Source organism: Streptomyces sp. NBC_01506, assembly GCF_045040295.1.
Taxonomy (GTDB): Bacteria; Actinomycetota; Actinomycetes; order Streptomycetales; family Streptomycetaceae; genus Streptomyces.
Genome location: NZ_CP109422.1, coordinates 3,341,338 through 3,366,124, shown reverse-complemented (window position 1 = coordinate 3,366,124; position 24,787 = coordinate 3,341,338). Strand labels below are relative to the sequence as shown.

The 24,787-nt window shown below is 70.2% G+C and carries 22 protein-coding genes and 1 pseudogene; 10 read left to right on the top strand and 13 right to left on the bottom strand.

Going from position 1 to position 24,787, the window contains the following annotated elements:
• The first annotated feature begins 27 nt into the window (after positions 1–27).
• On the top strand, positions 28–1,341 hold the full coding sequence (locus OG329_RS14520; protein WP_405801837.1) for a metallophosphoesterase: 1,314 nt from the start codon (positions 28–30) through the stop codon (positions 1,339–1,341).
• Here the strand turns inward: OG329_RS14520 and OG329_RS14515 are convergent.
• Together OG329_RS14515 and OG329_RS14510 are read right to left on the bottom strand one after the other, a co-directional pair.
• Positions 1,307–2,851 (bottom strand): ATP-binding protein, encoded by a 1,545-nt coding sequence (locus OG329_RS14515; protein WP_405795465.1) that lies wholly within the window; start codon positions 2,849–2,851, stop codon positions 1,307–1,309. The two genes, OG329_RS14520 and OG329_RS14515, sit on opposite strands and share 35 nt — an antisense overlap.
• Positions 2,848–3,585, bottom strand: a complete 738-nt coding sequence (locus OG329_RS14510) for a response regulator transcription factor (protein WP_405795464.1) — start codon at positions 3,583–3,585, stop codon at positions 2,848–2,850. The genes OG329_RS14515 and OG329_RS14510 overlap by 4 nt, the downstream gene beginning before the upstream one ends.
• 176 nt (positions 3,586–3,761) lie before the next feature.
• Between OG329_RS14510 and OG329_RS14505 the strand changes: the two genes are divergently transcribed.
• Complete coding sequence (locus OG329_RS14505) at positions 3,762–6,275, top strand: MMPL family transporter (RefSeq protein WP_405795462.1); 2,514 nt, start codon at positions 3,762–3,764, stop codon at positions 6,273–6,275.
• A gap of 37 nt (positions 6,276–6,312) precedes the next feature.
• Positions 6,313–7,107: a nucleotidyltransferase domain-containing protein gene (locus OG329_RS14500; protein ID WP_405795461.1), complete on the top strand. Its 795-nt coding sequence runs from the start codon at positions 6,313–6,315 to the stop codon at positions 7,105–7,107.
• Here the strand turns inward: OG329_RS14500 and OG329_RS14495 are convergent.
• The 6 genes from OG329_RS14495 to OG329_RS14470 form a co-directional block, all read right to left on the bottom strand.
• Positions 7,090–7,623, bottom strand: a complete 534-nt coding sequence (locus tag OG329_RS14495; protein WP_405795459.1) for a hypothetical protein — start codon at positions 7,621–7,623, stop codon at positions 7,090–7,092. The genes OG329_RS14500 and OG329_RS14495 overlap by 18 nt on opposite strands.
• Before the next feature lie 143 nt (positions 7,624–7,766).
• Positions 7,767–8,546 (bottom strand): succinate dehydrogenase iron-sulfur subunit, encoded by a 780-nt coding sequence (locus OG329_RS14490; protein WP_405795458.1) that lies wholly within the window; start codon positions 8,544–8,546, stop codon positions 7,767–7,769.
• On the bottom strand, positions 8,546–10,309 hold the full coding sequence (gene sdhA, locus OG329_RS14485; protein WP_405795456.1) for a succinate dehydrogenase flavoprotein subunit: 1,764 nt from the start codon (positions 10,307–10,309) through the stop codon (positions 8,546–8,548). Before sdhA ends, OG329_RS14490 begins: the two co-directional genes overlap by 1 nt.
• Positions 10,310–10,330: 21 nt before the next feature.
• Positions 10,331–10,822, bottom strand: coding sequence for a succinate dehydrogenase hydrophobic membrane anchor subunit (locus OG329_RS14480; protein WP_405795455.1), 492 nt, complete (start codon positions 10,820–10,822; stop codon positions 10,331–10,333).
• A gap of 4 nt (positions 10,823–10,826) precedes the next feature.
• Entirely contained in the window at positions 10,827–11,207 is a 381-nt protein-coding gene (gene sdhC, locus OG329_RS14475) for a succinate dehydrogenase, cytochrome b556 subunit (protein ID WP_405795454.1), read from the bottom strand.
• Positions 11,208–11,377: 170 nt separating this feature from the next.
• Positions 11,378–12,139: a 2-oxo-4-hydroxy-4-carboxy-5-ureidoimidazoline decarboxylase gene (locus tag OG329_RS14470; RefSeq protein ID WP_405795453.1), complete on the bottom strand. Its 762-nt coding sequence runs from the start codon at positions 12,137–12,139 to the stop codon at positions 11,378–11,380.
• A gap of 102 nt (positions 12,140–12,241) precedes the next feature.
• Between OG329_RS14470 and OG329_RS14465 the strand changes: the two genes are divergently transcribed.
• Complete coding sequence (locus tag OG329_RS14465) at positions 12,242–13,885, top strand: family 20 glycosylhydrolase (protein WP_405795452.1); 1,644 nt, start codon at positions 12,242–12,244, stop codon at positions 13,883–13,885.
• Between the two features lie 153 nt (positions 13,886–14,038).
• Complete coding sequence (locus tag OG329_RS14460; protein WP_405795450.1) at positions 14,039–14,662, top strand: hypothetical protein; 624 nt, start codon at positions 14,039–14,041, stop codon at positions 14,660–14,662.
• Between the two features lie 101 nt (positions 14,663–14,763).
• Here OG329_RS14460 and OG329_RS14455 read toward each other — a convergent pair whose 3' ends face one another.
• From OG329_RS14455 to OG329_RS14435, 5 genes and pseudogenes are all read right to left on the bottom strand, one after another.
• A complete protein-coding gene (locus tag OG329_RS14455; protein WP_405801836.1) occupies positions 14,764–15,405 on the bottom strand; it encodes an ATP-binding cassette domain-containing protein in 642 nt (213 codons plus the stop codon).
• An 82-nt stretch (positions 15,406–15,487) separates the two neighbouring features.
• Positions 15,488–15,607: pseudogene (locus OG329_RS14450) on the bottom strand (daunorubicin/doxorubicin resistance ABC transporter ATP-binding protein DrrA); the annotation flags it as partial.
• Positions 15,608–15,743: 136 nt separating this feature from the next.
• A complete protein-coding gene (locus OG329_RS14445; RefSeq protein WP_405795449.1) occupies positions 15,744–16,655 on the bottom strand; it encodes a ribokinase in 912 nt (303 codons plus the stop codon).
• Positions 16,652–17,719 (bottom strand): ADP-ribosylglycohydrolase family protein, encoded by a 1,068-nt coding sequence (locus OG329_RS14440; protein WP_405795448.1) that lies wholly within the window; start codon positions 17,717–17,719, stop codon positions 16,652–16,654. Before OG329_RS14440 ends, OG329_RS14445 begins: the two co-directional genes overlap by 4 nt.
• Positions 17,720–17,814: 95 nt before the next feature.
• Positions 17,815–18,813 carry an ADP-ribosylglycohydrolase family protein gene (locus tag OG329_RS14435; RefSeq protein WP_405795447.1) on the bottom strand — a complete coding sequence of 333 codons (999 nt, stop codon included), beginning with the start codon at positions 18,811–18,813 and terminating at the stop codon, positions 17,815–17,817.
• Positions 18,814–19,059: 246 nt separating this feature from the next.
• On the opposite strand from OG329_RS14435, the gene OG329_RS14430 reads away from it, so the two are divergent.
• From OG329_RS14430 to OG329_RS14410, 5 genes are all read left to right on the top strand, one after another.
• Positions 19,060–20,043 carry a LacI family DNA-binding transcriptional regulator gene (locus OG329_RS14430; RefSeq protein WP_405795445.1) on the top strand — a complete coding sequence of 328 codons (984 nt, stop codon included), beginning with the start codon at positions 19,060–19,062 and terminating at the stop codon, positions 20,041–20,043.
• Between the two features lie 93 nt (positions 20,044–20,136).
• Positions 20,137–21,447, top strand: a complete 1,311-nt coding sequence (locus OG329_RS14425) for an ADP-ribosylglycohydrolase family protein (RefSeq protein ID WP_405795444.1) — start codon at positions 20,137–20,139, stop codon at positions 21,445–21,447.
• 73 nt (positions 21,448–21,520) lie between these two features.
• A complete protein-coding gene (locus OG329_RS14420; RefSeq protein ID WP_405795443.1) occupies positions 21,521–22,903 on the top strand; it encodes an ABC transporter substrate-binding protein in 1,383 nt (460 codons plus the stop codon).
• 13 nt (positions 22,904–22,916) lie between these two features.
• Positions 22,917–23,849 carry a carbohydrate ABC transporter permease gene (locus OG329_RS14415; RefSeq protein ID WP_405801834.1) on the top strand — a complete coding sequence of 311 codons (933 nt, stop codon included), beginning with the start codon at positions 22,917–22,919 and terminating at the stop codon, positions 23,847–23,849.
• Positions 23,846–24,712 (top strand): carbohydrate ABC transporter permease, encoded by an 867-nt coding sequence (locus OG329_RS14410; RefSeq protein ID WP_405795442.1) that lies wholly within the window; start codon positions 23,846–23,848, stop codon positions 24,710–24,712. Before OG329_RS14415 ends, OG329_RS14410 begins: the two co-directional genes overlap by 4 nt.
• Positions 24,713–24,787: the final 75 nt, after the last annotated feature.

Sequence of the window (24,787 nt, the reverse complement as noted above, 5' to 3'; positions counted from 1 at the left end):
CGGCTCGTGATCGTCGTGGTTGTTCTGATGGCGCTCGTCGCCGTCACGCTCGTGGCAGGCGCGCATTACTACATATGGCGGCGCCTGGTCCGCGACACGACCACGGCGGGTGGTACGGCCCGCAAGGCGGGCACCGCCGTGATCATCCTGCTGCCGGTCCTGACCGTGGCCGGCGTGGCGGTGGGCCGCTCCGGAACGCCGTTCGCGCTCAAGCAGATCCTCGGCTGGCCCGCGTACATGTGGCTGGCGACCCTGCTGTATCTGCTGCTGGCGCTGCTGGTGGGCGAAGCCGTACGGCCGCTCCTGCGCCGGGTGCTCGACCGCCGGGCGGCGACGGCAGCAGCGGGGGAGACGGCAGCGGAGACGGCGGCCGTCGAGGCGCCCGCGACCGTCGGAGCGTCGGCGCCGTCGAACGCGGCGGCCACCTCCGGCCCCGAGGCCGACGCGACCCCCGCCCCCGACGCGACCACCGCCGACGACGCGACCCCTGCCCCCGACGCGACCACCGCCCCCGACCCCTCCCGCCGGATCTTCGTCTCCCGCGTCGTCGGCGGCGCCGCTGCCGCCGCCGCGCTCGCCACGGTCGGCTACGGCACGGCGAACGTACTGCGCGGCCCCGCCGTCAAGCGCGTCACCGTCCCCCTCGCGCGGCTGCCGCGCGCCGCGCACGGCTACCGCATCGCCGTCGTCAGCGACATCCACCTCGGCCCCCTGCTGGGCAAGGCCCACGCGCAGCGCGTCGTCGACACCATCAACTCCACCAACCCCGACCTCGTCGCCGTCGTCGGCGACCTGGTCGACGGGACCGTCGCCGACCTGGGGCCGGCCGCCGAGCCGCTGGCCGGGCTGCGGGCCAAGCACGGCTCGTACTTCGTCACCGGAAACCATGAGTACTTCGGCGACGCGGGCGAATGGGTCGACCACGTACGGGAGTTGGGGCTGCACCCGCTGGAGAACGCCCGCGTGGAGATCGCCGGGTTCGATCTGGTGGGCGTCAACGACATAGCCGGCGAGGACGAGGGCGAAGGCCCCGACTTCGAGAAGGCGCTCGGCGACCGTGACCCGGCGCGGGAGTCCGTACTCCTCGCGCACCAGCCCGTCGTCATCCACGACGCGGTCAAGTACGGCATCGGCCTCCAGTTGTCGGGGCACACGCACGGCGGCCAGATGTGGCCGGTGAACTACATCGCGCAGGCGTCCAACCCGACCCTGGCCGGTCTCGAGCAGTACGGCGACACCGCGCTCTACGTCACACGCGGGGCCGGGGCGTGGGGACCGCCGGTACGGGTCGGGGCGCCCTCGGACATCACGGTCGTCCAGTTGGCGTCCCGCCAGGCGTAGGACGGACATCCGGCGTCCCGCCAGGCGTGGGAGCGGGCAGCGTCACCGTCACCGTCAGCCCCGCCCCCGGGGCCGTGCGTACCGCCACCGCCCCGTCGTGCGAGCGCACCACCGCGTGCACGATCGCCATCCCGAGCCCGCTGCCCGCACCGCCGCCCCCGGCCCGGAAGAAGCGGTCGAATATCCGCTCCGCGTCCTCGTCGCTCATTCCCGGCCCCTCGTCATGGACATGGAGCCGCACCTCGCCCTCGTCCGAGCGGCCCAGCTCCACCCGGACGGGCGCGTCGGCGGGGGTGTGGGTGCGGATGTTCGTCAGCAGGTTGCCGATCACCTGCCGCAGCCCGGACTCGTCCGCCTGGACGAGCATCGAGCCCGCCGCGGCCACCTCCAGCGGGCGCTCCGGCTGCTGCGCCCGCAGATCGTCCGCCGCGTCGCGCACCAGCTTGCTCAGATCGACGGGGCGCAGCCGCAGCACCGGCCGCTGGTCGAGCCGGGCCAGGGTGAGCAGTTCGTCGACGAGCCGGGCCATCCGGTCCGCCTCACCGGTCATCCGGCCCAGCGCGCGGGCGCGTTCGGCCTCTGTGCCGAGCATCCCCTTCTCGTACAACTGGAGGTAGCCGCGGATCGCGGACAGCGGCGTACGCAGCTCGTGCGACGCGTCCGCGACGAACCGCCGCAGTTGCGCCGCGCTGCGCTCGCGCGTCACATACGCGGACTCGACCTGCTGGAGCATGGCGTTGAGCGCCAGCCGCAACTGCTCCGTCTCCGTGACCGGATCGTGGCGGCCGGGCACCCGGCGGGTCAGATCGCCCTCGGCGATCGCCGTCGCCGTCTCGACCATGTCCCCGAGCGGGCGCAGCGTACGGTTCGCGCTCACCAGCGTGATCAGCGCCAGCAGCACGAGCAGCAGCCCGCCGACGGCGGCGTCGAACTTCAGCGCCAGCAGCAGGCTTTCGTGCACGACCTTGGTGGATGTCGATATCAGCACCGTGGAGCCGTCGCCGAGCCGGGCTCCCACCACCCGGTACGGATCGCCCGCCACCGTCACCTCGCGCACACCGTCCTGACGGCTCAGGGCCGCCGGGTCGGCGACGGCCCGCGCGAGTGCGCGCTGCCGCTCGGTGGGGACGAAGCCCGCCAGATGGATGGGTTCGCCTTGCGCGTCGACCGCCACGAAGACGGAGTCGGGCGGCGGCAGCGAGCCCCCGCCGCCCGGCCTGCCGGGCGAGATCTTGTCCATGATCGCGGCCAGCGAGCTGAGCGATTCGATCTGCTCGATGGTCAGTTGGCTGTTCCGCAACCCGCCGCGTGACATGGTCAGTTCGGAGTCGATGGAATCCAGCAGATAGTGCCGCAGACCGAAGAGGCTGACGGCGGTCGCGATGGTGATGCCCAGCGCGAGCAGCACCACGTTGACCAGCGTGAGCTTCGAACGCAGCGAGCGCGTACGGTACTTGGGCCCGCGGCACTGGGGCCGACGACAGCCCCACAGCCGACGGTTGCCCGTCACGGCGAGCCCGGACTCGCGAGACCGTAGCCCACCCCGCGCCTCGTCATGATCAACGGCGGTCCGTACGCGTCGAGTTTGCGCCGCAGATAGCTGATGTAGGTCTCCACCACCGTGGACTCGGCCGCGTGCTCGTAGCGCCAGACATGGCGCAGCAACTGCTCCTTGGTCAGCACCGCACCGGCGTTGCGCACCAGGAACCGCAGCAGCGCGTACTCGGTCGGGGTCAGGTCCACCGTGCGCCCCGCCCTGCGCACCGTGTACGTCGCCTCGTCCAGCTCCAGATCGCCGTACCGCAGCGGCGGCCGGACGGCGATCCGGTCGGCCGGCCGGGTCCTGCGCAGCACCGCCCGCAGCCGGGCGACCACCTCGTCCACGTTGAACGGCTTGGTGATGTAGTCGTCGCCGAGCGAGAGCCCGCCGACGATCTCCGCGGGCGCGTCCCGCGCGGTGAGGAACACCACCGCCATCTGAGGGTGGGACAGCCTCAGTTGGTGGGCGATGTCGCGGCCGTCGCCGTCCGGGAGCATCACGTCGAGCAGCGCCACGTCCGGGCGCGCGCGTCGTACGGCCTCCGCCGCCTCCCGTACCGAGCCCGCGGCCACCACCTCGAACCGGTGGTAGCGCAGGGCGATGGTCAGGACGTCGGCGATGCTCGGCTCGTCCTCGACCAGGAGCACGGTCGCCGCCGCCGTATCCGTCGTCCTGGCCTCGGTGGGCACGGCTCCAGAAGTCATGGCTCCAGTATCCGCGCGCGACCCGCGCCGACCGGCCCGTACCGCCTTGGAGTTCCTTGAGAGTCCCGGTCACGACCCCACCCGCCGCCGGGGCCCGGCCCGATTCTGGGGTCCTGCCCCGGGGACACGGAGCCGGGTCGGGGTACGTCGCGAACGGAAAACGGAAGGAACGGACTGTGGAGGCATGGGCACGGTGGTGCTACCGGCACAAGCTGGTGGTCCTGGTGCTGTGGGTGGGGGCGTTGACCGGGCTCGGAGTGGCCGGCAGCACCGCGGGCAGCGATTACGCGAACATGTTCGGCATCTCGGGCACCGACTCGTCGCGGGCGTACGACCGACTGGCCGAGGTCTTCCCCGAGAGCGCGGGGGACACGGTCAACGTGGTGTGGCACGTCGACTCGGGGGCCGTCGGCGACGCGCCCGTACGGGAGCGACTGGAGCCGGCACTGACGCGGATCGGCTCACTGCCGGGCGTCGGTGATGTTGCCGGACCGTACGGTACGGGGCCCGGCGACGGCGCGCGGATCAGCCAGGACGGGCGGACCGCGTACGCGCAGGTGACCTTCGCCCAGCGGTCCGACGCCGTACCGAAGGAACTCGTCCAGGACGTGGTCGACACCGCCCAGGGCGCTGAGCGCGCCGGACTTCAGGTCGAACTCGGCGGGCAGGCGATCGACCGCATCGCCGAACCGCCCACCGGAATGGCCGAGTTGGTCGGCATCCTCGCCGCCGGCGTCGTCCTGTTCCTCGCCTTCGGCTCGCTGTTCTCGATGCTGCTGCCGATCACCGTGGCCATCTTCGGTGTCGGCACCGGGCTCATGTCGACGCTGCTGCTCAGCCATGTGGTCGAGGTGCCCGAAGTGGCTTCGCTGCTCGGCTCGTTGATCGAACTCGGTGTCGGGATCGACTACGCGCTGTTCATCGTCACGCGGCACCGCCGGGGCATCCTCGGCGGCAGGTCGCCGGAGGACTCGGCCGCCCTCGCGCTCAACACGGCGGGCCGAGCCGTGCTGTTCGCGGGCGGCACCGTCTGTGTCGCGCTCGCCGGCATGCTCGTGACGCGGATGAGCTTCCTCCAGGGCGTCGTCATCGCGACGTCGCTGACCGTCGTGCTGAGCGTGCTGGCCGCGATCACCCTGCTGCCCGCGCTGCTCGGACTGCTCGGCGAGCGGGTGCTGAGCCGGCGCCAGCGCCGCAGGCTGGCGGCGGACGGACCGGAGCCGGTCGAGGCGAACGGCGCGGCGGCCCGCTGGTCGGCCACCGTCCAGCGGCGCCCGAAGGCGATCGCGGCCGTCGCGATCGTGGTGATGGCGGCGCTGGCGATCCCGGTGCTGTCGCTGCGCCTCGGCGCGACCGACCAGGGCAACCATCCGCAGGAGCGGACGACCCGGCAGGCGTACGACCTGCTCGCCGAGGGCTTCGGGCCCGGCTTCAACGGACCGCTCCAACTCGTCGCGGAGACGGGAGCGTTCGCCCACGCACCCGACGCACCCGACGCACCCGACCCCAAGGCCGCCGTGGACGCCCTCGTCGAACGCGTCGCCGCCGACGACGGCGTGGCGATGGCCGCCGCGATGCCCGCGCCGACCACCTCACCGGTTCCCGTCACCGTCACCGTCATCCAGGTCGTCCCCACCACCTCACCGCAGGACGTGCGGACGGACCAACTGATCGACCGGCTGCGCGACGACGTCATCCCCGACTCCGGTATGGAGGTCCATGTCGGCGGCGTGACCGCCGTGTTCAAGGACTTCTCCTCGGTCACCGCCGAACGGCTTCCCCTGTTCATCGCCACGATCATCGGCCTGGGCTTCCTGCTGCTGCTCCTCGCCTTCCGTTCGCTCGTCGTCCCGCTGACGGCCGCCGTGATGAATCTGGTCGCCGCCGCCGCGTCCTTCGGCGTGCTGGTCGCGATCTTCCAGTGGGGCTGGGGCGCCGACCTGCTGGGCCTCGGTAAGGAGGGCCCGATCACCGCGTTCCTGCCGGTCATCATGCTGTCCATGCTGTTCGGGCTCTCGATGGACTACCAGGTCTTCCTCGTCAGCCGCATGCACGAGGAATGGGTGCACACGAAGGACAACGCCCGCGCGGTACGGGTCGGGCTCGCCGAGACCAGCCGCGTCATCAACTCCGCCGCGCTCATCATGATCTGCGTCTTCGGGGCGTTCGTGCTCAGCGGCGACACCGAGGGGGCGATGGCGGGGATCGGGCTCGCCGCCGCCGTCGCGCTGGACGCGTTCATCCTGCGTACGGCGCTGGTCCCGGCGGCCATGCATCTGCTGGGACGGGCCAACTGGTGGCTGCCGCCCTGGCTGGACAAGCGGCTCCCGCATCTGGCCGTGGAGGCACCCGACAACGCCGTACCGAAGACGGCGGCGACCGATGAGCCTCCTGAGAAGGAGACGGGCACCACCGCCGTGCACGGCTTCGTCCGTACGGAGGAGGGCGCGCCCGTCGCCGACGCCGTACTGACCCTGCTCTCGCCCGGCGGCGAACAGCTCGACCGGGTGGCGACGCTCGCCGACGGCGCGTACATCCTGACCGCCCCGGTCGGCGGCTCGTATCTGCTGGCCGCGCTGTCGCGGCAGTACGAGCCGTGGAGCCGGCACATCATGGTCGGCGGCGATCCGCTCGTCCACGACCTGGTGCTGACCCCTTCGCCGGCCACCGCCGCACACCCGCGCAAATAGGATGCCGTCCGCCGCCTCATCGGGAAGAGTCGGATCCATGATGAGCGCGGAGGATGTGCTGGCGGTCCTGGATCTGCTCGACCGGGCCGGCGTCGAGGTCTGGCTCGACGGCGGCTGGGGCGTCGACGCCCTCCTGTGCGAGCAGACCCGCCCCCACGAGGACCTGGACATCGTCGTACGCGCGGACAGCCTGGCCCACTACGGGCGCACGATGCGCGACCACGGCTTCCGGCTGCTGCGCGACGACGGGCCGTACAACCACGTGCTGGTGGACGACGCGGGCAGGCTGGTCGACGTCCACGCGGTGGACCTGGATGTCACGCGTACGGACGAGCGGGGCGCCGAGGTGTACGGCTCCGGCGGCCTGCCCTACCCGGTGGGTTCGCTGACCGGCAGCGGGCGGGTCCGGGGCCGCCGGGTCAATTGCGGCACACCACAGTTCCACCTCGCCTCGCACACCGGGTACGCGCTCGACGAGGACGACGAACGCGACGTACTGGCCCTGCACCACCGCTTCGGCGTACCGCTGGCCGGCCGGGTGCGCGTGTGGCACGAGGAGCGGGGGTGGGGCGTGCTGGACGCCGCCAATCTCGTCGACGACGTGTGGGCGCACTTCTCGGCCGTCGCGGGTGAGACCTACGTCGAGCCGGTGGTGGGCCAGGCCGTCACGTTCTCGGTCGAGGACGCCGAGCAGGAGGGCTACCGGCGGCGCGCGGTGACGGTCTGGCCTGAAGGCACGGCGCACCCGGAAGGCACGGCGCACCCGGAAGGCACGGCCCACACAGAACGAACGACGGACAGCGCCGCCCTCCCGCTACATGCTGCTGAGTGAACGGGCGTACGCCACCTGCCCCATGACCATGTTGAACGAGTCCGGACCGGTCGCCTGGACCATGGTCGAGTGGTGCGTGCCGCCGCTGGTCACCATCACCTGGATGAAGCCGGTGGTCTTGCGCTCCTTCATCAGCAGGAAGAGCAGACCCAGCAGACAGAAGATGAAGAAGATGACGGCCAGGATGATGGCGTGCGTCGGGATCTTCTCCTCCGTACGCGACATGTCCGTCGCGTTCCACACCGCGCCGCGCAGCGGCAGCGTGCCGGACGGCGTCACGATCCCGTGGTTCATGACCGTGATGTCACCGATCGACACCAGCGGCGCGCCCCCGGACACCGGCACGGGCTGGCCGGCCTGCGTCGGCTCGTACCCCGGAGTGCCGGCGCCGGGATAGCCGTACCCCGGGGCGGCCGGGCCCTGGTTCGGGTTGGGATAGCCGTAGCCCGGCTGGGTGGGGCCCCATCCGTAGGCGCCGTCCCCCTCCGGGTTCGGGTTCGGATTCGGCTGGCTCATGATTCCCCGCTTCCCCTACTGCTGCTGCTCGGTCTGACCGAATCCTGGCACAGAAAGGGCCCGCCCCGTACGGGCCGTTACGGCTTTGTACGGAAACGGGCCCCTGCCGCGGACAGCGGGCGCGCGACGCGGGCGCCGCGCGGTCAGAAGCGCCGCGTGATCAGCGCGCGCTTCACTTCCTGGATCGCCTTGGTGACCTCGATACCGCGCGGACAGGCGTCCGTGCAGTTGAACGTCGTACGGCAACGCCACACGCCGTCCTTGTCGTTGAGGATTTCCAGGCGCTGCTCGCCCGCCTCGTCACGCGAGTCGAAGATGAACCGGTGCGCGTTGACGATCGCCGCCGGGCCGAAGTACTGCCCGTCGTTCCAGAACACCGGGCACGACGACGTGCACGCCGCGCACAGGATGCACTTGGTGGTGTCGTCGAACCGCTCGCGGTCCTCGGCCGACTGAAGCCGTTCGCGCGTCGGCTCGTTGCCGGTGGTGACCAGGAACGGCATCACGTCGCGGTACGCCTGGAAGAACGGGTCCATGTCCACGACCAGGTCCTTGAGGACCGTGAGCCCCTTGATGGCCTCGACCGTGATGGGCTTCGCGGCGCCCGTCTTCTTGTCGAACGACGTGATGTCCTTGATCAGGGTCTTGCACGCGAGCCGGTTCTTGCCGTTGATCCGCATCGCGTCCGAGCCGCAGATCCCGTGCGCGCACGAACGCCGGAAGGTCAGCGAGCCGTCGACGTCCCACTTGATCTTGTGCAGGGCGTCGAGGACGCGCTCCTTGGGATCGATCTCGATCGCGAAGTCCTCCCAGCGGGACTCGTCGGAGATCTCCGGGTTGAAGCGGCGGATGCGCAGGGTGACCGTGATGTACGGCGATGCCGCGGACTCGGCCTCGACCTTGTCCAGTAGGGGAGTTGCCATCAGTACTTACGCTCCATCGGCTGGTAGCGGGTCTGGACGACCGGCTTGTAGTCGAGACGGATGGACTCGGTGCCGTCGTCGCCGACCTCGCGGTACGCCATGGTGTGGCGCATGAAGTTCACGTCGTCCCGGTTGGGGAAGTCCTCGCGGTAGTGGCCGCCGCGCGACTCCTTGCGGGCGAGCGCGGACACGGCCATCACCTCGGCCAGGTCGAGCAGATTGCCCAGCTCGACGGCTTCCAGCAGATCCGTGTTGAAGCGCCGGCCCTTGTCCTGGATGGACACGCGCAGATAGCGCTCGCGCAGCTCGCCGATCTTCTCGACGGCCGTCTTGATCGTCTGCTCGGTGCGGAAGACCATGACGTTCGCGTCCATGGTCTCCTGGAGCTCGCGGCGGATGTCCGCCACGCGCTCGCTGCCCGTGGACTCGCGCAGCCGCTCGATCTGCGTCTGGACCAGTTCGGCCGGGTTCTCGGGCAGTTCGACGTGGTCGCGGCCCGCCGCGTACTCGGCGGCGGCGATCCCGGAGCGCTTGCCGAAGACGTTGATGTCGAGCAGCGAGTTGGTGCCCAGGCGGTTGGCGCCGTGCACCGACACGCACGCGACCTCGCCGGCGGCGTACAGACCGGGCACGACCGTCGTGTTGTCGCGCAGGACCTCGCCCTGGACGTTGGTCGGGATGCCGCCCATCGCGTAGTGCGCGGTGGGCTGGATCGGGATCGGGTCCGTGTACGGCTCGATGCCCAGATACGTACGGGCGAACTCGGTGATGTCCGGGAGCTTGGCGTCCAACTGCTCCGGCGGCAGATGCGTCAGGTCCAGATAGACGTGGTCGCCCTCGGGACCGCAGCCGCGGCCCTCGCGGATCTCGGTGTAGATCGACCGGGAGACGACGTCGCGCGAGGCGAGGTCCTTCATGACGGGCGCGTACTTCTCCATGAAGCGCTCGCCGTCCTTGTTACGCAGGATGCCGCCCTCACCACGGGCGCCCTCCGTAAGGAGGATGCCCATGCGCCAGATGCCCGTGGGGTGGAACTGGAAGAACTCCATGTCCTCCAGGGGCAGTCCGCGCCGGTAGCAGGCCGCCTGGCCGTCACCGGTGAGGGTGTGCGCGTTGGACGTCACCTTGAAGAACTTGCCGGTGCCGCCGGACGCGTAGATGACCGACTTGGCCTGGAAGACATGGATATCGCCGGTGGCCAGCTCGTACGCCACGACACCCGCCGACGTCTTCACGCCGTCGACGTCCACGATCAACTGGTCCAGGACGTAGAACTCGTTGAAGAACTCCACACCCTCCTTGACGCAGTTCTGGTAGAGCGTCTGGAGGATCATGTGGCCGGTGCGGTCCGCCGCGTAGCAGGACCGGCGGACCGGGGCCTCGCCGTGGTTACGGGAGTGGCCGCCGAAGCGGCGCTGGTCGATGGTGCCGTCCGGCGTCCTGTTGAACGGCAGACCCATCTTCTCCAGGTCCAGGACCGCGTCGATGGCCTCCTTCGCCAGGATCTCGGCGGCGTCCTGGTCGACCAGGTAGTCGCCGCCCTTGATCGTGTCGAAGGTGTGCCACTCCCAGTTGTCCTCCTCCACGTTGGCGAGCGCGGCGGCCATACCGCCCTGCGCGGCGCCCGTGTGGGACCTGGTGGGATACAGCTTCGTCAGCACGGCGGTGCGGCTGCGCTTGGTCGACTCGATGGCCGCGCGCATACCGGCGCCACCGGCGCCGACGATGACGGTGTCGTACTTATGGATCTTATGGATCTTCATTTGCTGTCGTCAGCCCCGGCTTTAGCGGATGTTCGGGTCGAAGGTGAAGATCACCAGCGTGCCCAGAAGGACGGTCAACGCCGTGGCGGTGTACAGCAGGCCCTTGAGCCACAGGCGTGTGTTGGCACGCTCCGCGTAGTCGTTGATGATCGTGCGCATGCCGTTGGCGCCGTGCAGCATCGCCAGCCACAGCATCAGCAGATCCCACGCCTGCCAGAACGGGGACGCCCAGCGGCCGGCCACGAAGGCGAAGCCGATCTTGGAGACGCCGCCGTCCAGCACGAGTTGGATGATCAGATGGCCGATGACCAGGACGACGAGGACGACGCCGGACAGCCGCATGAACAGCCAGGCGGCCATCTCGAAGTTGCCGCGCGTGGCCTTGGGGGTCTTCGCGGTGCGCTTGCGCGGCGGCTCGATGAGCGGCGCCGGGTGGTCGACGTCGAAGACGCTCACGCTCTCGACGGGACTGATCGCGGCGGTGGAACCGGTCGCGGTGGTGTCTGCGGACATCGGGTCAGTTCCCCCAGAGTTCGCGAGCGGCATGGCCGAGCACGGGGTAGATGGCGCCCAGCATGAGGACGAGCCAGACACCCACGACGCTCCAGAGCATCTGCTTCTGGTAGCGCGGGCCCTTGGACCAGAAGTCCACGGCGATGACGCGCAGACCGTTGAGAGCGTGGAAGAGGACGGCGGCCACGAGGCCGTACTCCAGCAGGCCGACGAGAGGAGTCTTGTAGGTCGCCACGACGTCGTCGTACGCCTCGGGGGAGACGCGGACGAGTGCGGTGTCCACCACATGGACGAACAGGAAGAAGAAGATGGTGACGCCGGTGACTCGATGAGCCACCCATGACCACATTCCTTCCCGGCCGCGGTACAGCGTTCCAGCCGGCACGGAAAAAGCCCTCCGGGAGCGGGGATCGGGGCCGGCCGCCATCTTCTACTCGATGAAGCACAGTGGTGTCGGTCGCGCCCGGCCGGGTACGGTCCACCGGCCCTGGCCATCGTAGCGACGCTTTGTCGGCTCGATCGCCCGGGGGCCGGTCGGTGTGATCAAACAGGCAGTCAAACAGCCACGGACGGGCTATCCGGACGGCCGTAGTCGCCGGATTCCTGCGAAACGCGGGGTGTGCGGGGTGCGGGGGGCGCGGGGGGTCCGTCGGCGATCAGGCGCGCGACCCGCGAGCGGGCGAGACGGCGCAGTTCGTCGGCGGCCACGGCGCGCTCCTCGTCGGGGTCGTGGGCGAGCCGTTCGCGGATCTTGCTGAGCACCTGGTTCAGCCGCTCCTCGGGGCGGTAGCGGTCGAGGCTGATGACGAACGCGTGGCCGAAACCGCTCTCGTACGCCGCGTGCGCGGCCCGCAGCGCGGTCCGGGCGGCGTGCGGCGCCTCGTGGTGCGGGTCGGCCGACGTCTCGCCGGCGAGGGCTTCGGCGAGGTCGGCGCGGGACAGGTCGTAGCTCGCCTCATCGGCGGCGGCGAGGAGCGCGTCGACGGTCGGATACGGGCGGTGGCCGGTGAGCCGAAGGGCCCAGCGGCGGCTGCCGCAGCACGCCAGCAGGGCGCGCTCGACGGTGTCGGCCGGGGCGGTGTTGAAGCGCGCCAGGCCGGCGTGGGAATCGCTGGACAGCGTGGGCTCCTGGCGGGAGTGCGGCAGTGGGCGGTGGCCGGTAGCCGGTGGTGGTAACAGAAGTGCGGGGAGATTCGGTGGTAGTGACAGGAGTGCAGGAAGATCAAGAAGGTAAGGGTGAGACGAATGTTTCGCAACGCTAGCGACGCCCGGTAACGAGTGCCCGACAGATGCGCGAATTTCACTCGGACGGGACACCCCCGGCTCGCGCGATGGACGCGGACATGGGACGTTCGCCCTACTTCCTTCCTCTATCTCCACGCATACACGCGAGGGATCATCACGGATGAGGTGGCACGGATGAGGTGGAACTCCCCGGGGACCCTGGTCGGCGGCGCCGCCGTAGTGGCGGCGGCCGTCACCCTTACGGCGGTGGCCTGGCCCGACGCCACCCCGCCCGATCACAGCGCGGCGGCGGGATCGACCACCGCACCGCCGGATGCCGCACGGCCCGAGGCGTCGTCGGCCCGGTCCGACACCCGTCCGGCCGCACCCACCCCCTCCAGCACCGGCGCGCTCTCCAAGGCACCGCGCACCGTGCCCTCGGTACGGCAGCACGAGGCCGCGCGCGGCCCTGGCTGGCGCCCCTCCGGCGGCAGCGCCGTCGTGATCGCGAAGAACAGCGGGCAACTGGCCGACGAGGGGAAGCTCCTGGCCAAGGAGCTGAAGATCGACTACCGGGGAGCGGTGGCGGCCGGGGCCGGGGACGTCGAGCTGGCCCTGGAGTCGGGCAAACAGGCCGGCCCCGAGTCGTACACCCTCACCGCGCGCGACGGACGCGTGCGGATCGCCGGGCCGGACGAGGCCGGGGTCTTCTACGGCACGCGCACGCTCAAGCAGTCGGTGCGCGCGGACGGGGCGATACCCGAGGGTGTCGTCCAGGACCGGCCCGACCGCCCGCAGCGCGGACTCAATCTGGACATCGCGCGCAAGTACTACACCGCGGGCTGGATCGAGAACCGGCTGCGTGAGATGGCCGACCTCAAACTGAACCAACTGGGCCTGCACTTCTCCGACGACCAGGGCTTCCGTATCGCGTCCGACACGCACCCCGAGATCGTCTCCGCGCAGCATCTGACCACGGCCGAGGTCAAGGGGATCATCGCGCTCGCCGGGCAACTGCACATCGACATCGTCCCCGAGATCGACTCACCGGGACATCTGGGCGCCGTGCTCGCGCACTATCCGGACCTGCAACTGCGGGACGTGAACGGGCGGACCGTCCGCGGGGCCATCGACATCGCGAACCCCGCGTCGGCGAAGCTCGTCGACGAACTGCTGCGTGAGTACGACGCGCTGTTCCCCGGGCCGTTCTGGAACATCGGCGCCGATGAATACCAGGCGCTGGTGGTCTCCAACCCCCAGGCGTCCTTCCCCCAACTGGCCGCCGCCGCACGCAAGAAGTACGGCGCCGACGCCAAGGTCCAGGATCTGGCGACCGGTTGGATGAACGACCGCGCGGCCGTGGTCCGGCCCAAGAAGAAGGACATCGAGGCGTGGAACGACGGCTTCTTCGCCGGCGGTGTCGTCAAGCCCGACCAGAGCCTCCAAGTCGCCTACTGGACCGGCAAGGAGATCGGCGCGCGGCCTCCGCTGGACTATCTGCGCGAGGGCCGGCCCGTGGTGAACCTCAACGACGAGTTCCTTTACTACGTACTCGGCCAGCCCAACGACTTCGTGTACCCGACCGGTCAGCGGATCTACGAGCAGTGGACCCCGCTGGTGCTGCGCGGTACGACGCCGGTGCCCGCGCAGTACTCCAAGCAGATCCTCGGCGCGCGGTTCGCGGTATGGGGCGACATCGCGAACGCGCAGACGACGGCGCAGGTGGCCGCCGGGATCCAACTGCCGCTGGCGGCACTGTCGCAGAAGGTATGGAATCCGGTGAAACCGGATCTCACCTGGACGCAGTTCGCCACGCTCGCCAACAAGGTGCGTGGGTAGGGGCGGCTTGATCAACACCGTCTGTCATTACGGGCATAGCGGGTCGTGCGCGATTCTCTTCGCGTAACGACCCGCATGTCTGAGCCATCAGTGACGCAATCCAGCCGCCGGGCGCAGTAAAGAGCAGTATTCTGCCCGCGACGGGAGACGTGAATGAGCCTGGTGGAACTGATCGTTCAGGCGGATGAGCGGGGCCTCGCCGCGAGCGGCGTCGCCTGCCTCGACCGCTGCCTGCCCCTGCTCGCCGACGAGGGCGAGGTACTGCGTCCCCTCTGGTCCGGTATCGCCGACGGGGAGCAGACCTGGGCCCCACGGCTCGCGGCGGCCAGGGAGGCGATGGAGGCGGCCGTCGTCAACGACGAAACGGCCGTCCTCGTACGGAAGATGCTCGCCGCCGCGCCCTCCGAATGGGCGGTGGAGCCGCTGCGCGCCTGGTCCGACAGTTGCTCCGTCGTGGCGCTGGAGATCCACCAGCAGTTCGACGTGGTGGGGGACCGGGTCGGCGGCGCGCCGGGCACCGTCGCCAGTGGCGCCTACGGCAGTTGGGTGGAGCGCTGTCGTACGGGAGTGGGCGCGGGGACGGATGGGGAGGCCGGTGTCGGGCCGTTCGTCGCCGGGCCGCTGGTCTCCGGTGAACTGCGCCGCCAGATCCAGATCCTGGAGATCCTGGCCGAGACGGCGGGCGCGGCGGGTCTGCGCCAGGCGCTGGACCTCTCGACGGAGGGACAGCGGGTGCTGCGGGCCGTGGTCTCGCGCCGTGCCAGGTCCCGGGGCTGAGGTCGCGAAACGGGCTGCTGTCCGGGGCCGGGCGGATGTCCGTAACCGCGTTGACGTCCGGGGCCGTTCCGTACTTTCGGCCGTTACGCGACAGGCCCCGGCTACCCGCCGGACTCGGACCGTCCATGGCCCTGGGCCTGGCGGTGCTCGTCACCTCCACCGTCCGGGTGCTGCCCGCGATGCGGGCCGTGCTCCGTCGCGATCACCTCGACCCTGGTCGGCAGCCGGCCGAACTCGCCGCGTGGCGCGACGAGTCGGGCGTGCGCGGCCAGCGGATCCCCGGTGTCGCGGGCGATCCGCACCCGCGAGTCGCACAGCACGACGAGGTAGTCGCAGACCTGCTCGATGTCGCCGAGCAGGTGTGAGGACAGTACGGCGCCGGCGCCCAGCTCCCGTACGAACTCCATCAGGTTCGCCTGGAACCCCTTGCGGGCCAGTGGGTCCAGCGCCGCCGCCGGCTCGTCGAAGACCAGCAACTCGGGCCGCTCGGCCGCCGCGACGGTCAGCGCGAGCTGCGCTCGCCGGCCGCCCGAGAGCTGCCCCGCCCGCTGTGCGGGGTCCAGTCCCACCTGGCTGGTGCGCCGCTCGGCCAGGGCCGGGTCCCACGCCGGGTTCATCCTGGCGCCGAGCTTCAAGTGCTCGGCGACCGTGAACGAGCCGTACACCGGGGTGTTCTGGGCGACGAACCCCACCCGCGCCGGATGCGCGGCGTTCGCCGCCGGGCGTGCGCCCGGCGCGGTCAGCGAGCCGGATGTCGGCTCGGTCAGCCCGCATGTCAGATGCGGCAGGGGTCGACTTGCCGGCGCCGTTCGGGCCGACCAGGCCGATGACGCGGCCGGAAGGGATGGTGAGGTTGACGCCGCTCAGGGCGGGCCTGCCGCGGCGGCCGTATTTCTTCGTCAAGCCCGTCGCGTGAAAGGCGGGAGGGGCGTCTGCGTATGGCATGCGCCCATCGTGGAATTCCACGTCCTGCCCCGGCACCGGCCCAAAGCACGGTTACCGCTGTCGGCGGCCGTTCTTTCGGCTGGTCGGGTGCCTGTGCCCGTGCCCCGGAGGCTGACGAGCGGCTTGTCGTGGAGCGTCAGCCCGTGCCGGACACCAGCGACTCGACCTGGTCGTGGGTGGGTCCGGACCGGGTGCCCCGGACGGTGGTGGCCAGGGCGCCGGCCGCGCAGGAGCGCAGGAGCGCTTCGTACGGGGGTGTCCCCGCCGCGTGGCTCAGCGTGAACTGTCCGCAGAAGGTGTCGCCCGCGCCGACCGTGTCCACGCTGGCGACGGTGAAGCCCGGTACGTCGACGCGGCCCGTCCCGTCGTCGGCGCTCGCGCCGTGCCGGCCCAGGGTGACGACGCCGACAGCGGGGCCCAGCGCCCGCAGGGCGGCCGGGTCGGTGCTGCCCGTCAGCGCGCCGGCCTCGGTCTCGTTGACGATCAACACATCGGTCAGCCGCAGCAGTTGGGCCAGTTCGGGGGTGATCGCCGAGGGGGAGGGCGCCGCGTTGAGCACGACGGGTACGCCGAGTTCACGGGCGGTCCGGGCCGCCGCCACACAGGTGGCGGTCGGGATCTCCAGTTGGAGCAGCAGCGCCCCCGCCCCTTCGAGGAGCCGCGCCAACCCCTCGTCGCCACCGAGGGTTTCGGGGGTGACGGCGCCGTTGGCCCCGGCCGCGATGGTGATCATGTTCTCGCCGCCGTCCTCGACCATGATGAACGCCGTCCCGGTCGAGATGTCTTCGACCACACCGACCTGCGACACGTCCACGCCCTGCGCGGCGGCGGACTGGCGCAGTTCGGTTCCGAACGTGTCGTCGCCGACCAGGCCCGCGAGCCTGACGTGCCCGCCGAGCCGGGCGGCGGCGACGGCCTGGTTGGCGCCCTTGCCGCCCGGCGAACGTACGGCGGACGGCCCCGCGACGGTCTCCCCGGGGCGGGGCAACCGCGCCAGGGACACCACGAGATCGAGGTTGAGGCTGCCGATCACGACGACGTCGGTCACCGGGTCCCGCCGCCGTTCGCGTCGACGAGGCCGTCGGCGACCGTGGTGAGCGAGGTGCCGGCCAGATGCGGCAGACAGTGGCCGCGTACCTGGTCGACCTTCTCGCACCAGCGGCGCGGCAGAGCGTCGGCGCCGTTCAGAGCCCCGGTGAGGGCGCCCACCATCGCGGGCATGCTGTCGCTCTGCTTGGCGACCATGCCGGCCAGCGGCAGCGCGGTCACCGGATCCCCGCCCGTCGCCAGGACGATCGCGAACGCGGCGGCCAGCGTCTCCGGCGCGACGGTGCCGAAGCTGTACGAGGCGTTGGCCACCTGGTCGTTGAGGTCGGCGACGAGGTCCAGCGGGGTGGGGGCCGTCGCGGCGAGGTCGAGCGCGCGCGTCATCTGCCGGGCGAGCCAGGTGTCCTGCGGGATCCGGTCGACTCCGGCGGTCACCGCCTCGACGGCGTCCGCTCCGGCCAGTGCGGCCGCGATGCTCGCCGCCATCGCCGCCGCGGCCCACACGCCGTCGTCGGCGTGGGTGATCTCCGCGAGGCGGGTGGCCACGCGGGCGGCCCGCTCCGGGTCGCCCGCGTGCCGGATCCCCACCGGGACGGCGCGGGCCACGGCGCCGTCGTCGAAGGACGCCGGGTTGTCGTTCCCGGTCGCCGGAGGCGTGAGCCCGGCCCGGGTGTTGACGATCGAGGAGCGTTCGGCGATGCCCGACCACACCTCGTCGGCCCGGTCTACCACCTGCTCGCGCCAGCCCGCGAAGAGTTCCGCGCTCGTGGCCTCGGCACCGGAGGCGAGGAGGACGAGCGCGGCGACGACGGCGAACTCGGTGTCGTCGGTGCCGGCCAGTGCCAGCGCGTCGGGGCGGCCCTGGGTGAACGGCAGGGGGAAGCGCAGCACCTGGTTGGTGTCCGCCGCGCCGCCGAAGTGCCACAGCCATTGGCGGGGCTCGCCGAGGCGCGCGCCGCGGTGGTAGAGCGCGGGCAGTCCGGCCGCGTCGCCGATCGCCAGCCCGAGCAGGGCCCCGCGAGCGCGATCACGCGGGTCCAAGGGGGCAACAGCCGGTGCGGTCATACGGCCCGGTCCTTCCTGAATGTTTTTGTGTGAAATGTCCTGAACTGCGTTCTGGGTGGCACTCGGAGCGCCGTTCCGATCCATACGAGACGACGTCATACGGCGGTCTCCTTGGCGAGCAGCGCCGTGTGCAGATCGCGGGAGAGTTCGGCGAGGTCCGTGCCAGCCGTCGTGGCGATGCAGTGGCCGCGTACGAGATTGATCCGCCGGCGCCATTCGCCGGGGACGGCCTGCGAGCCGTGCAGCGCACCGGCCAGGGATCCGGCCATCGCGGCGATGGTGTCGGCGTCGCGGCCCACGTTGGTGCCGCCGAGCACCGCCGGAACGTACTCGCCCCGTGCGGCGACGAAGACGCCCATGGCCAGCGCCGTCGCCTCGGGGCCCACATCGGCGAAGGGGTAGTGGAAGATCGAGATCCGCTCGTACAACTCGTCCAGGGCCGCCGGCAGGTCCCGGTTCGCGGAGCCGATGTCGACGGCCCGCCGGACGGTCCGCCCCGTCCAGGAGTCGGCGGGCGCGGCGCCGAGCGCGGCGTCCACCACCTCCTGCCAGGAGTGCGCGGTCAGCGCCGCCGCGACACCGGCGGCGACGACCTGGGCGCAGTAGATCCCGTCCTTGGCGTGCGAGACCTGCGCCTCGATCGCCGCCAGCCGGGCGGCCTCGACCGGATCGCCGGCGCACAGGATGCCGACCGGGGCGATCCGCATCGCGGCGCCGTCGCTCCACAGTTCGTGGTTGTCGCTGCCGGTGACCGGCGGGGCGAGACCGGCGCGCAGGTTGTTGATCGCGGTCATCTCGCTGAACCCGCCGCCGTAGAAGCCGCCCACCTGGTTGACCAGGTTCTCGGTCCAGGCGGCGCCCACCTGGTCCGGGGTCAGCCCGGTGCCGTGGGCCAGCAGCACCCGGGCGGTCAGCACCGCGTACTCGGTGTCGTCCGTGCCGGCCGGGTCGTCGTCCACGAAGTCGGTTATCCACCCGTACTTCTCGACGATCTGTTGCCGGGTAAGGCCCTCGGTCGGGGCGCCGAGCGCGTCGCCCACCGCCTGTCCGATGAGCGCGCCGTAGACGCGCTCGAACGATGGAGTCACTGGCATCTTCCTTGCGTTCCTTGTCTTCAAGGCTTGCTTACCTTGGCTGAAAATCTATGCAAGACGATTTGCACGGCAACTCAAGCTCATGCCTCAAAGGTCGTCAAGAGTCTGCCCGTAATTCACAGCCAGGCCCGGAAACCGCCAATTAATACGTGGTTTACCTCTTGACAACACGGCGGGGCCGGGGTCAAGGTGACGGCCAGATCACGCCAAACGTTTTGCACGGAGGTCGAGTTGTCTCAGGTCGGCATGACAGAGGTCGCCGCACGGGCGGGGGTCTCCGTCACCACGGTTTCCCATGTGTTGTCCGGGCGCCGGCCGGTGTCGGACAAGACCAAGGCCCGCGTACTCGGGGTCATCGCGGAGCTGGGATACCAGCCCAACGCACTCGCGCAGGGATTGCGTACCCGGCGGACGATGACCGTCGGCCTGCTCGTCCCCGACCTGACCAACCCCTTCTACCCGATGATGCTGCGCGGCCTGGACGACGTGTTGGTGCCGGCCGGCTACCGCACGATGGTCGGCAACACCGACGGAGTCCGTGAGCAGGAGCTGGCGTTCCTGCGGGAGATGGCGACACGGCGCCTCGACGGTGTCGTCATCGCCCCCTTCCAGCTCACCAGGAAGGACTTCCTCAAGCACCGCAAGCTGATGCCGGTGGTCCGCCTCGGCGGCGGCCCCTTCGACGCGGACCTCGGTGACCTGGTCCGCAGCGACGACGAGGGCGGCATGGCCCAGGCGGTCCGCTACCTGCTCGACCAGGGGCGGCGCCGGGTGGCCTACATCGGCGGCGCCCTGCACAACGGCCCCAGCGATCTGCGCGAAGCGGGCTTCCGCCGGGCCCTGGCCGAGGGCGACCGCGAGGTCGACGAGGAACTTGTCGTCCGGGGCGACTTCACCCGTGACGCCGGTCGGGAAGCGGCCGAGGCGCTTCTCGGCCGGGAGGACAGCCCCGACGCCATCGCCTGCGCCAACGACCTCATCGCCATCGGGGTCCTGGACACCGCACGCAAACGTGGCCTGCGGGTGCCCGCCGATCTCGCCGTCACCGGCTACGACGACATCGACGCCGCCTCCCTGATCACGCCGGCGCTCACCACCGTGGTGAACCCGGCCCGCGAGGTGGGCCGCTCCTGCGCCGAAGCCCTCCTGATCCAGTTGACCGGCGACGAGGCCGATCCCTCCCGGGAAGTCGTCATCGCCAACTCCCTCGTCTGCCGCGAGTCGGCCTGACGCCCCTCCACGCCTGCCCTCCACGCCTGCCCCTCCACCCCCGCCCTCCACACCTTCAAGTTCTTCGCACATGTACGACAGGAGCAACGAACAGTGAACGAGCACGATGCCCACGACCCCCGTCAACTGCTGCGCTGGGAAATCGCACAGCGCCAGGAGAGCGGATACGAGCTGGGCGAACTCGCCACGGTAGGACACGAGGCGGCCTCCGGCGACGACCCGGCCGCGGCCCGCCGCGTCCTGGACGAACTCGGCACCACGTCCCGCGAGGCCGGTTGGGCCTACGAGGAGCCGGAGGGCCTTGACGCGATACTCGCGAGCCTGCCCGAGGCCCCTGCCGTAACGACGATCGGCGAGTCCGAACTCCGGGACCGAATACTGGGCGCCTGGCTCGGCCGCTGCGCGGGATGCAATCTCGGCAAGCCGGTCGAATGGGGCGACCACTGGACCGCCAGTCACCTGCGCAAGTATCTGGAGCTGGCCGACGCCTACCCCCTACTCGACTACATCCCGGTGCTCGACCCGATGCCCGAGGAGTTCGAGCTGCGCGAGTTCTGGCCGTACACCACCCGTGGCCGGATCACCGAGAGCGCGCGCGACGACGACATCGACTACACGATCCTGGGCCTGCACATCCTCGAGGAGTACGGGTTCGGCTACACCCGCGAGAACGTGGCCGCCGAATGGCTCGACCGCCTCCCGTACACCCAGACCTTCACCGCCGAGCGCTCCACCTACCGCAACCTGGTCATCGGGCACGAACCCGCCCGCGCCGGGCAGATCGACAACCCGTACCGCGAGTGGATCGGCGCCCAGATACGCGCGGACATCTACGGCTACGTCAACCCGGGCGACCCGCGCGCCGCCGCCGAACTCGCCTACCGCGACGCGGAGTTGTCCCACACGGCCAACGGTGTCTACGGGGAGATGTGGTCCGCCGCACTCGTGGCCGCCGCGTTCACCGGCACCGCCCGCGAGGCCGTCGAGACCTCCCTGACCTGCGTACCTCCCCGCAGCAGGCTGGCCGAAGCCATCCGCTTCGTCCTCGACCGGCACACGGCCGGCGACACCTGGGAGCAGGCCCGCGCGGGCATCGAGGACCGCTTCGGCCACTACTCCTGGGTCCACACCGTCAACAACGCCGCCCTCGTCGTGGCCGGACTCCTGTGGGGCGACGGCGACTTCTCCGCCAGCGTCGGGCTCACCGTGCAGGGCGGCTGGGACACCGACTCCAACGGCGCCACCGTCGGCAGCGTCGCCGGGATCATCAACGGCGCGAAGCGCCTGCCGGCCCACTTCACCCAGCCCCTCAACGACACCGCCCGCAGCGCGATCCGGGGCTTCGACGGCTCCCGAATCTCGGAGCTGGCCGAGCGCACCGTACGGCTGGTGACGAGCAAGTGATGTCCCACCGATCCCTGCCACGACACCGAGACCGACACCGGCGCCGGGCACCTCAGAACTCGGAGACCACGCCATGACCCCACCAGTCTCACGCCGCCGCTTCCTGCAACTGACCGGCTCCGCCGCGCTGGGCGCCACCGCGCTGTCCGCCCTGTCCGCCTGCGGTTCGGGCAGTGGCGCCAGTGGCAACCAGATCTCGTACTGGGGCGCCTTCGCCAGCAAGGACATCGAGAAGTACTTCCAGGACAACTTCGTCGACGCGTACAACAAGACCGCCACCGGTCCCGACGCGCGCAAGGTGCAGATGTCGGTGAAGCAGATAGACACGGTCGCCCGGCTCACCCAGACCGCCGTCGCCTCGGGCCGGGGCCCCGACATCATCGGCACCGCGGGCCCGGCGCAGACCCTGCCCTACGTCGCCAACGGCAATCTGCTGGCGCTGGACGCTTACGTCGACAAGTTCGGCTGGTCGGACAATCTGCTGTCGTGGTCGCTGGACGCCGGCCGTGCCGACGGCAAGCTCTACTCGCTGCCCTCCGGCTACGAGACCATGGCCGTGTTCTACAACCCCGCCACGCTGGACAAGCACGGCTGGAAGCCGCCGACGAGCCGCACCGAGTTCGAGGACCTGTGCGAGGACGCGATGTCGAAGGGCATCATGCCGGTCGGCGCGGGCAACGCGGAGTTCAAGGCCGCCACCGAGTGGCATGTGACCTGGATGTGGAACACCTTCGCCGGCCCTCAGGCCCTGTACGAGGCGCTGACCGGCAAGCGCAGGTGGACCGACCCGGTCTTCGTGGAAGCCATCTCCGTGCTCAAGGGCTGGTTCGACAAGGGCTGGTTCGGCGGCGGTCCGGGCAAGTACTTCACCAACAAGTTCACCGCCATCTACGAGGACATGGCGAGCGGAGACGCGGCCCTGTTCTTCAACGGGTCCTGGACGTTCAGCGAGATCGACCCGTACTTCGGCAAGGCGGCCGGCAACGACGCGACCTGGGACTGGGCACCGCTGCCGTCCATGAGCACCGGTGTGCCCGCGGGCGTGCAGCCGCTGTCGATCGGCACCGCCTACTCCGTCAACAAGGACTGCGAGCACCCCGACCAGGCGGTGGACGTACTGGACTACCTGGTCTCCGACGGGCCGCGCCAGCTCGAGTGGCTGGCCGCCACGGGGGTGGCTCCCGCCCCCGTCAAGGTGACCGAGGCGGACTTCCCCAAGGACATCGACCCACGGGTCGAGCGCCACTACATCGCGCTCAACGCGGCCACCGACGTCGGCTACACCACCTGGACCTTCTGGCCGCCCAAGTCGGACACCTACATCTACGAATCGATGGAGAAGGTGATCACCGGCGACCTCAGCCCGAAGGACTACTGCGCGGGCCTGGACAAGCTGTTCCAGCAGGAGTTCAAGGCCGGCGCGATCCCGCCGGTGCCCGCTCCGAAGGGAGCGTGAACCCGTGGCCGTCATGCACCTCGACCGCCCCAAGGCGGCCCCACCCTCAAGGCCCCCGCGCACAGCCCGGCGCAGCAAGCTGCGCCGCACCGGCATCGGACTCGCCTTCATGGCACCGCTGCTGGTGGTCAACGTCCTCGTCATCGCCGTGCCCGGCGCCCTGTCGATCGGCTACTCCTTCACCGACTGGACCGGCCTCGGCTCGGCCAACTTCACCGGCCTGGACAACTACACACGCCTCTTCGGTGACGCGGAGTTCCGCAGCGCCCTGTGGCACAACATCCTGTGGACGGGGTTCTTCCTCACGGTGCCCATGGCGATGGGCCTGTTCGGAGCGTTCCTGCTCTCCCGGGTCAAGCGCTTCCAGATGCTGTTCCGTGTCGCGTACTTCATTCCGTACGTCGTCGCCACCGTCGTCTCCGGCTCGATCTGGGAGAGCCTGCTCAACCCCGACCAGGGCATCGGCCAGGGCCTGGACAAGCTGGGCCTGCCGTTCCTGAACGGCGTCAACTTCCTCGGTGACCCGGACCTGGCGCTCGGCACGGTCGCGTTCGTCAACACCTGGCAGTGGTGGGGCTTCCTCGTCGTGATCTTCCTCGCCTCGATGCAGGCGGTGAACCCCTCGCTGTACGAGGCGGCCCGGATCGACGGCGCGAACACCTGGCAGGAGTTCTGGCACATCACCCTGCCCGGGATCCGGCCGACCCTGATGTTCCTGGGTCTGATGACCGTGATCTGGTCGTTCCTGATCTTCGACTACATCTACATCCTGACCCAGGGCGGACCGGCGGGCTCCACCGACGTACTCGGCACCCTGCTCTACCGCTCCGCCTTCGCCAACCAAGAAGCCGGCTACGCCGCCTCCATGGGCGTCATCATGGCCATGATCAGCGTGATCGCGGTCTCCGGCTTCCTCTACCTGCGCCGCCGGGGGTGGGACATATGACCACAGTGAAGATCGCGCCGACCCTCCGGACACCCCGCGAGAAGCTCTCGGCCGGACGGTACGCGACCTACGCCGTCCTGCTGCTGCTCGCGCTGTTCGCCGTCGGCCCGATGCTGCTGTTCGCGTTCAACTCGCTGAAGACCCGCTCCGGCATCGCCTCCAACCCGCTCGGGCTGCCGACGAACCCGCAGTGGCACAACTTCGTCGACGCCTGGCAGCAGGCCAACATGGGCGTGGGCCTGCGCAACAGCGCGGTCATCGTCATCGCCACCGCGCTGGGCGTGTGCGTGATCGCCAGTTGCGCGGCGTACGCCCTGAGCCGGCTGCGCGTCCCCGGCAGCAACGGCTTCATCTACTACCTGCTGGTCACCACGGCCCTGCCGATCCAGCTCTTCCTGGTCCCGCTGTTCTACATGTGGACCAACCTCGGTCTGTACGACAGCCTCTTCGGCCTGATCGTCATCTACTGGGCCATCTTCAGCCCCTTCGCCACCCTGCTCATCCGGTCCTTCATGGTCGGGCTGCCCAAGGAGTACGAGGAAGCCGCCCGTCTCGACGGGGCGGGCGAATGGCGGGTGTTCACCCGCGTGGTGCTGCCCATGGCCTGGCCCGGCATCCTGACGGCCGCGCTCGTCGCCGGCCTCGGGGCCTACAACGAGTTCCTGCTCGCGGTGACCTTCATCCAGAGCAGCGACAAGATGCCCGTCTCCACCGCGCTGTTCTCCTTCCAGTCCGGCTACACCCAGGACTACACGCTCATCAGCGCCGGCGGCATGATCATGGTCATCCCGGTCCTGATCGCCTTCCTGCTGCTCCAGCGCCGGTTCATCGACGGCTACACCTCGTCGGGAATGACGGGCTGAGCGGAAGCCGCCCCACCCCGTACGGCGCCACCTGAATGCACAGTCACAGCTCTCTCTCAGGGACGAGGAGAATTG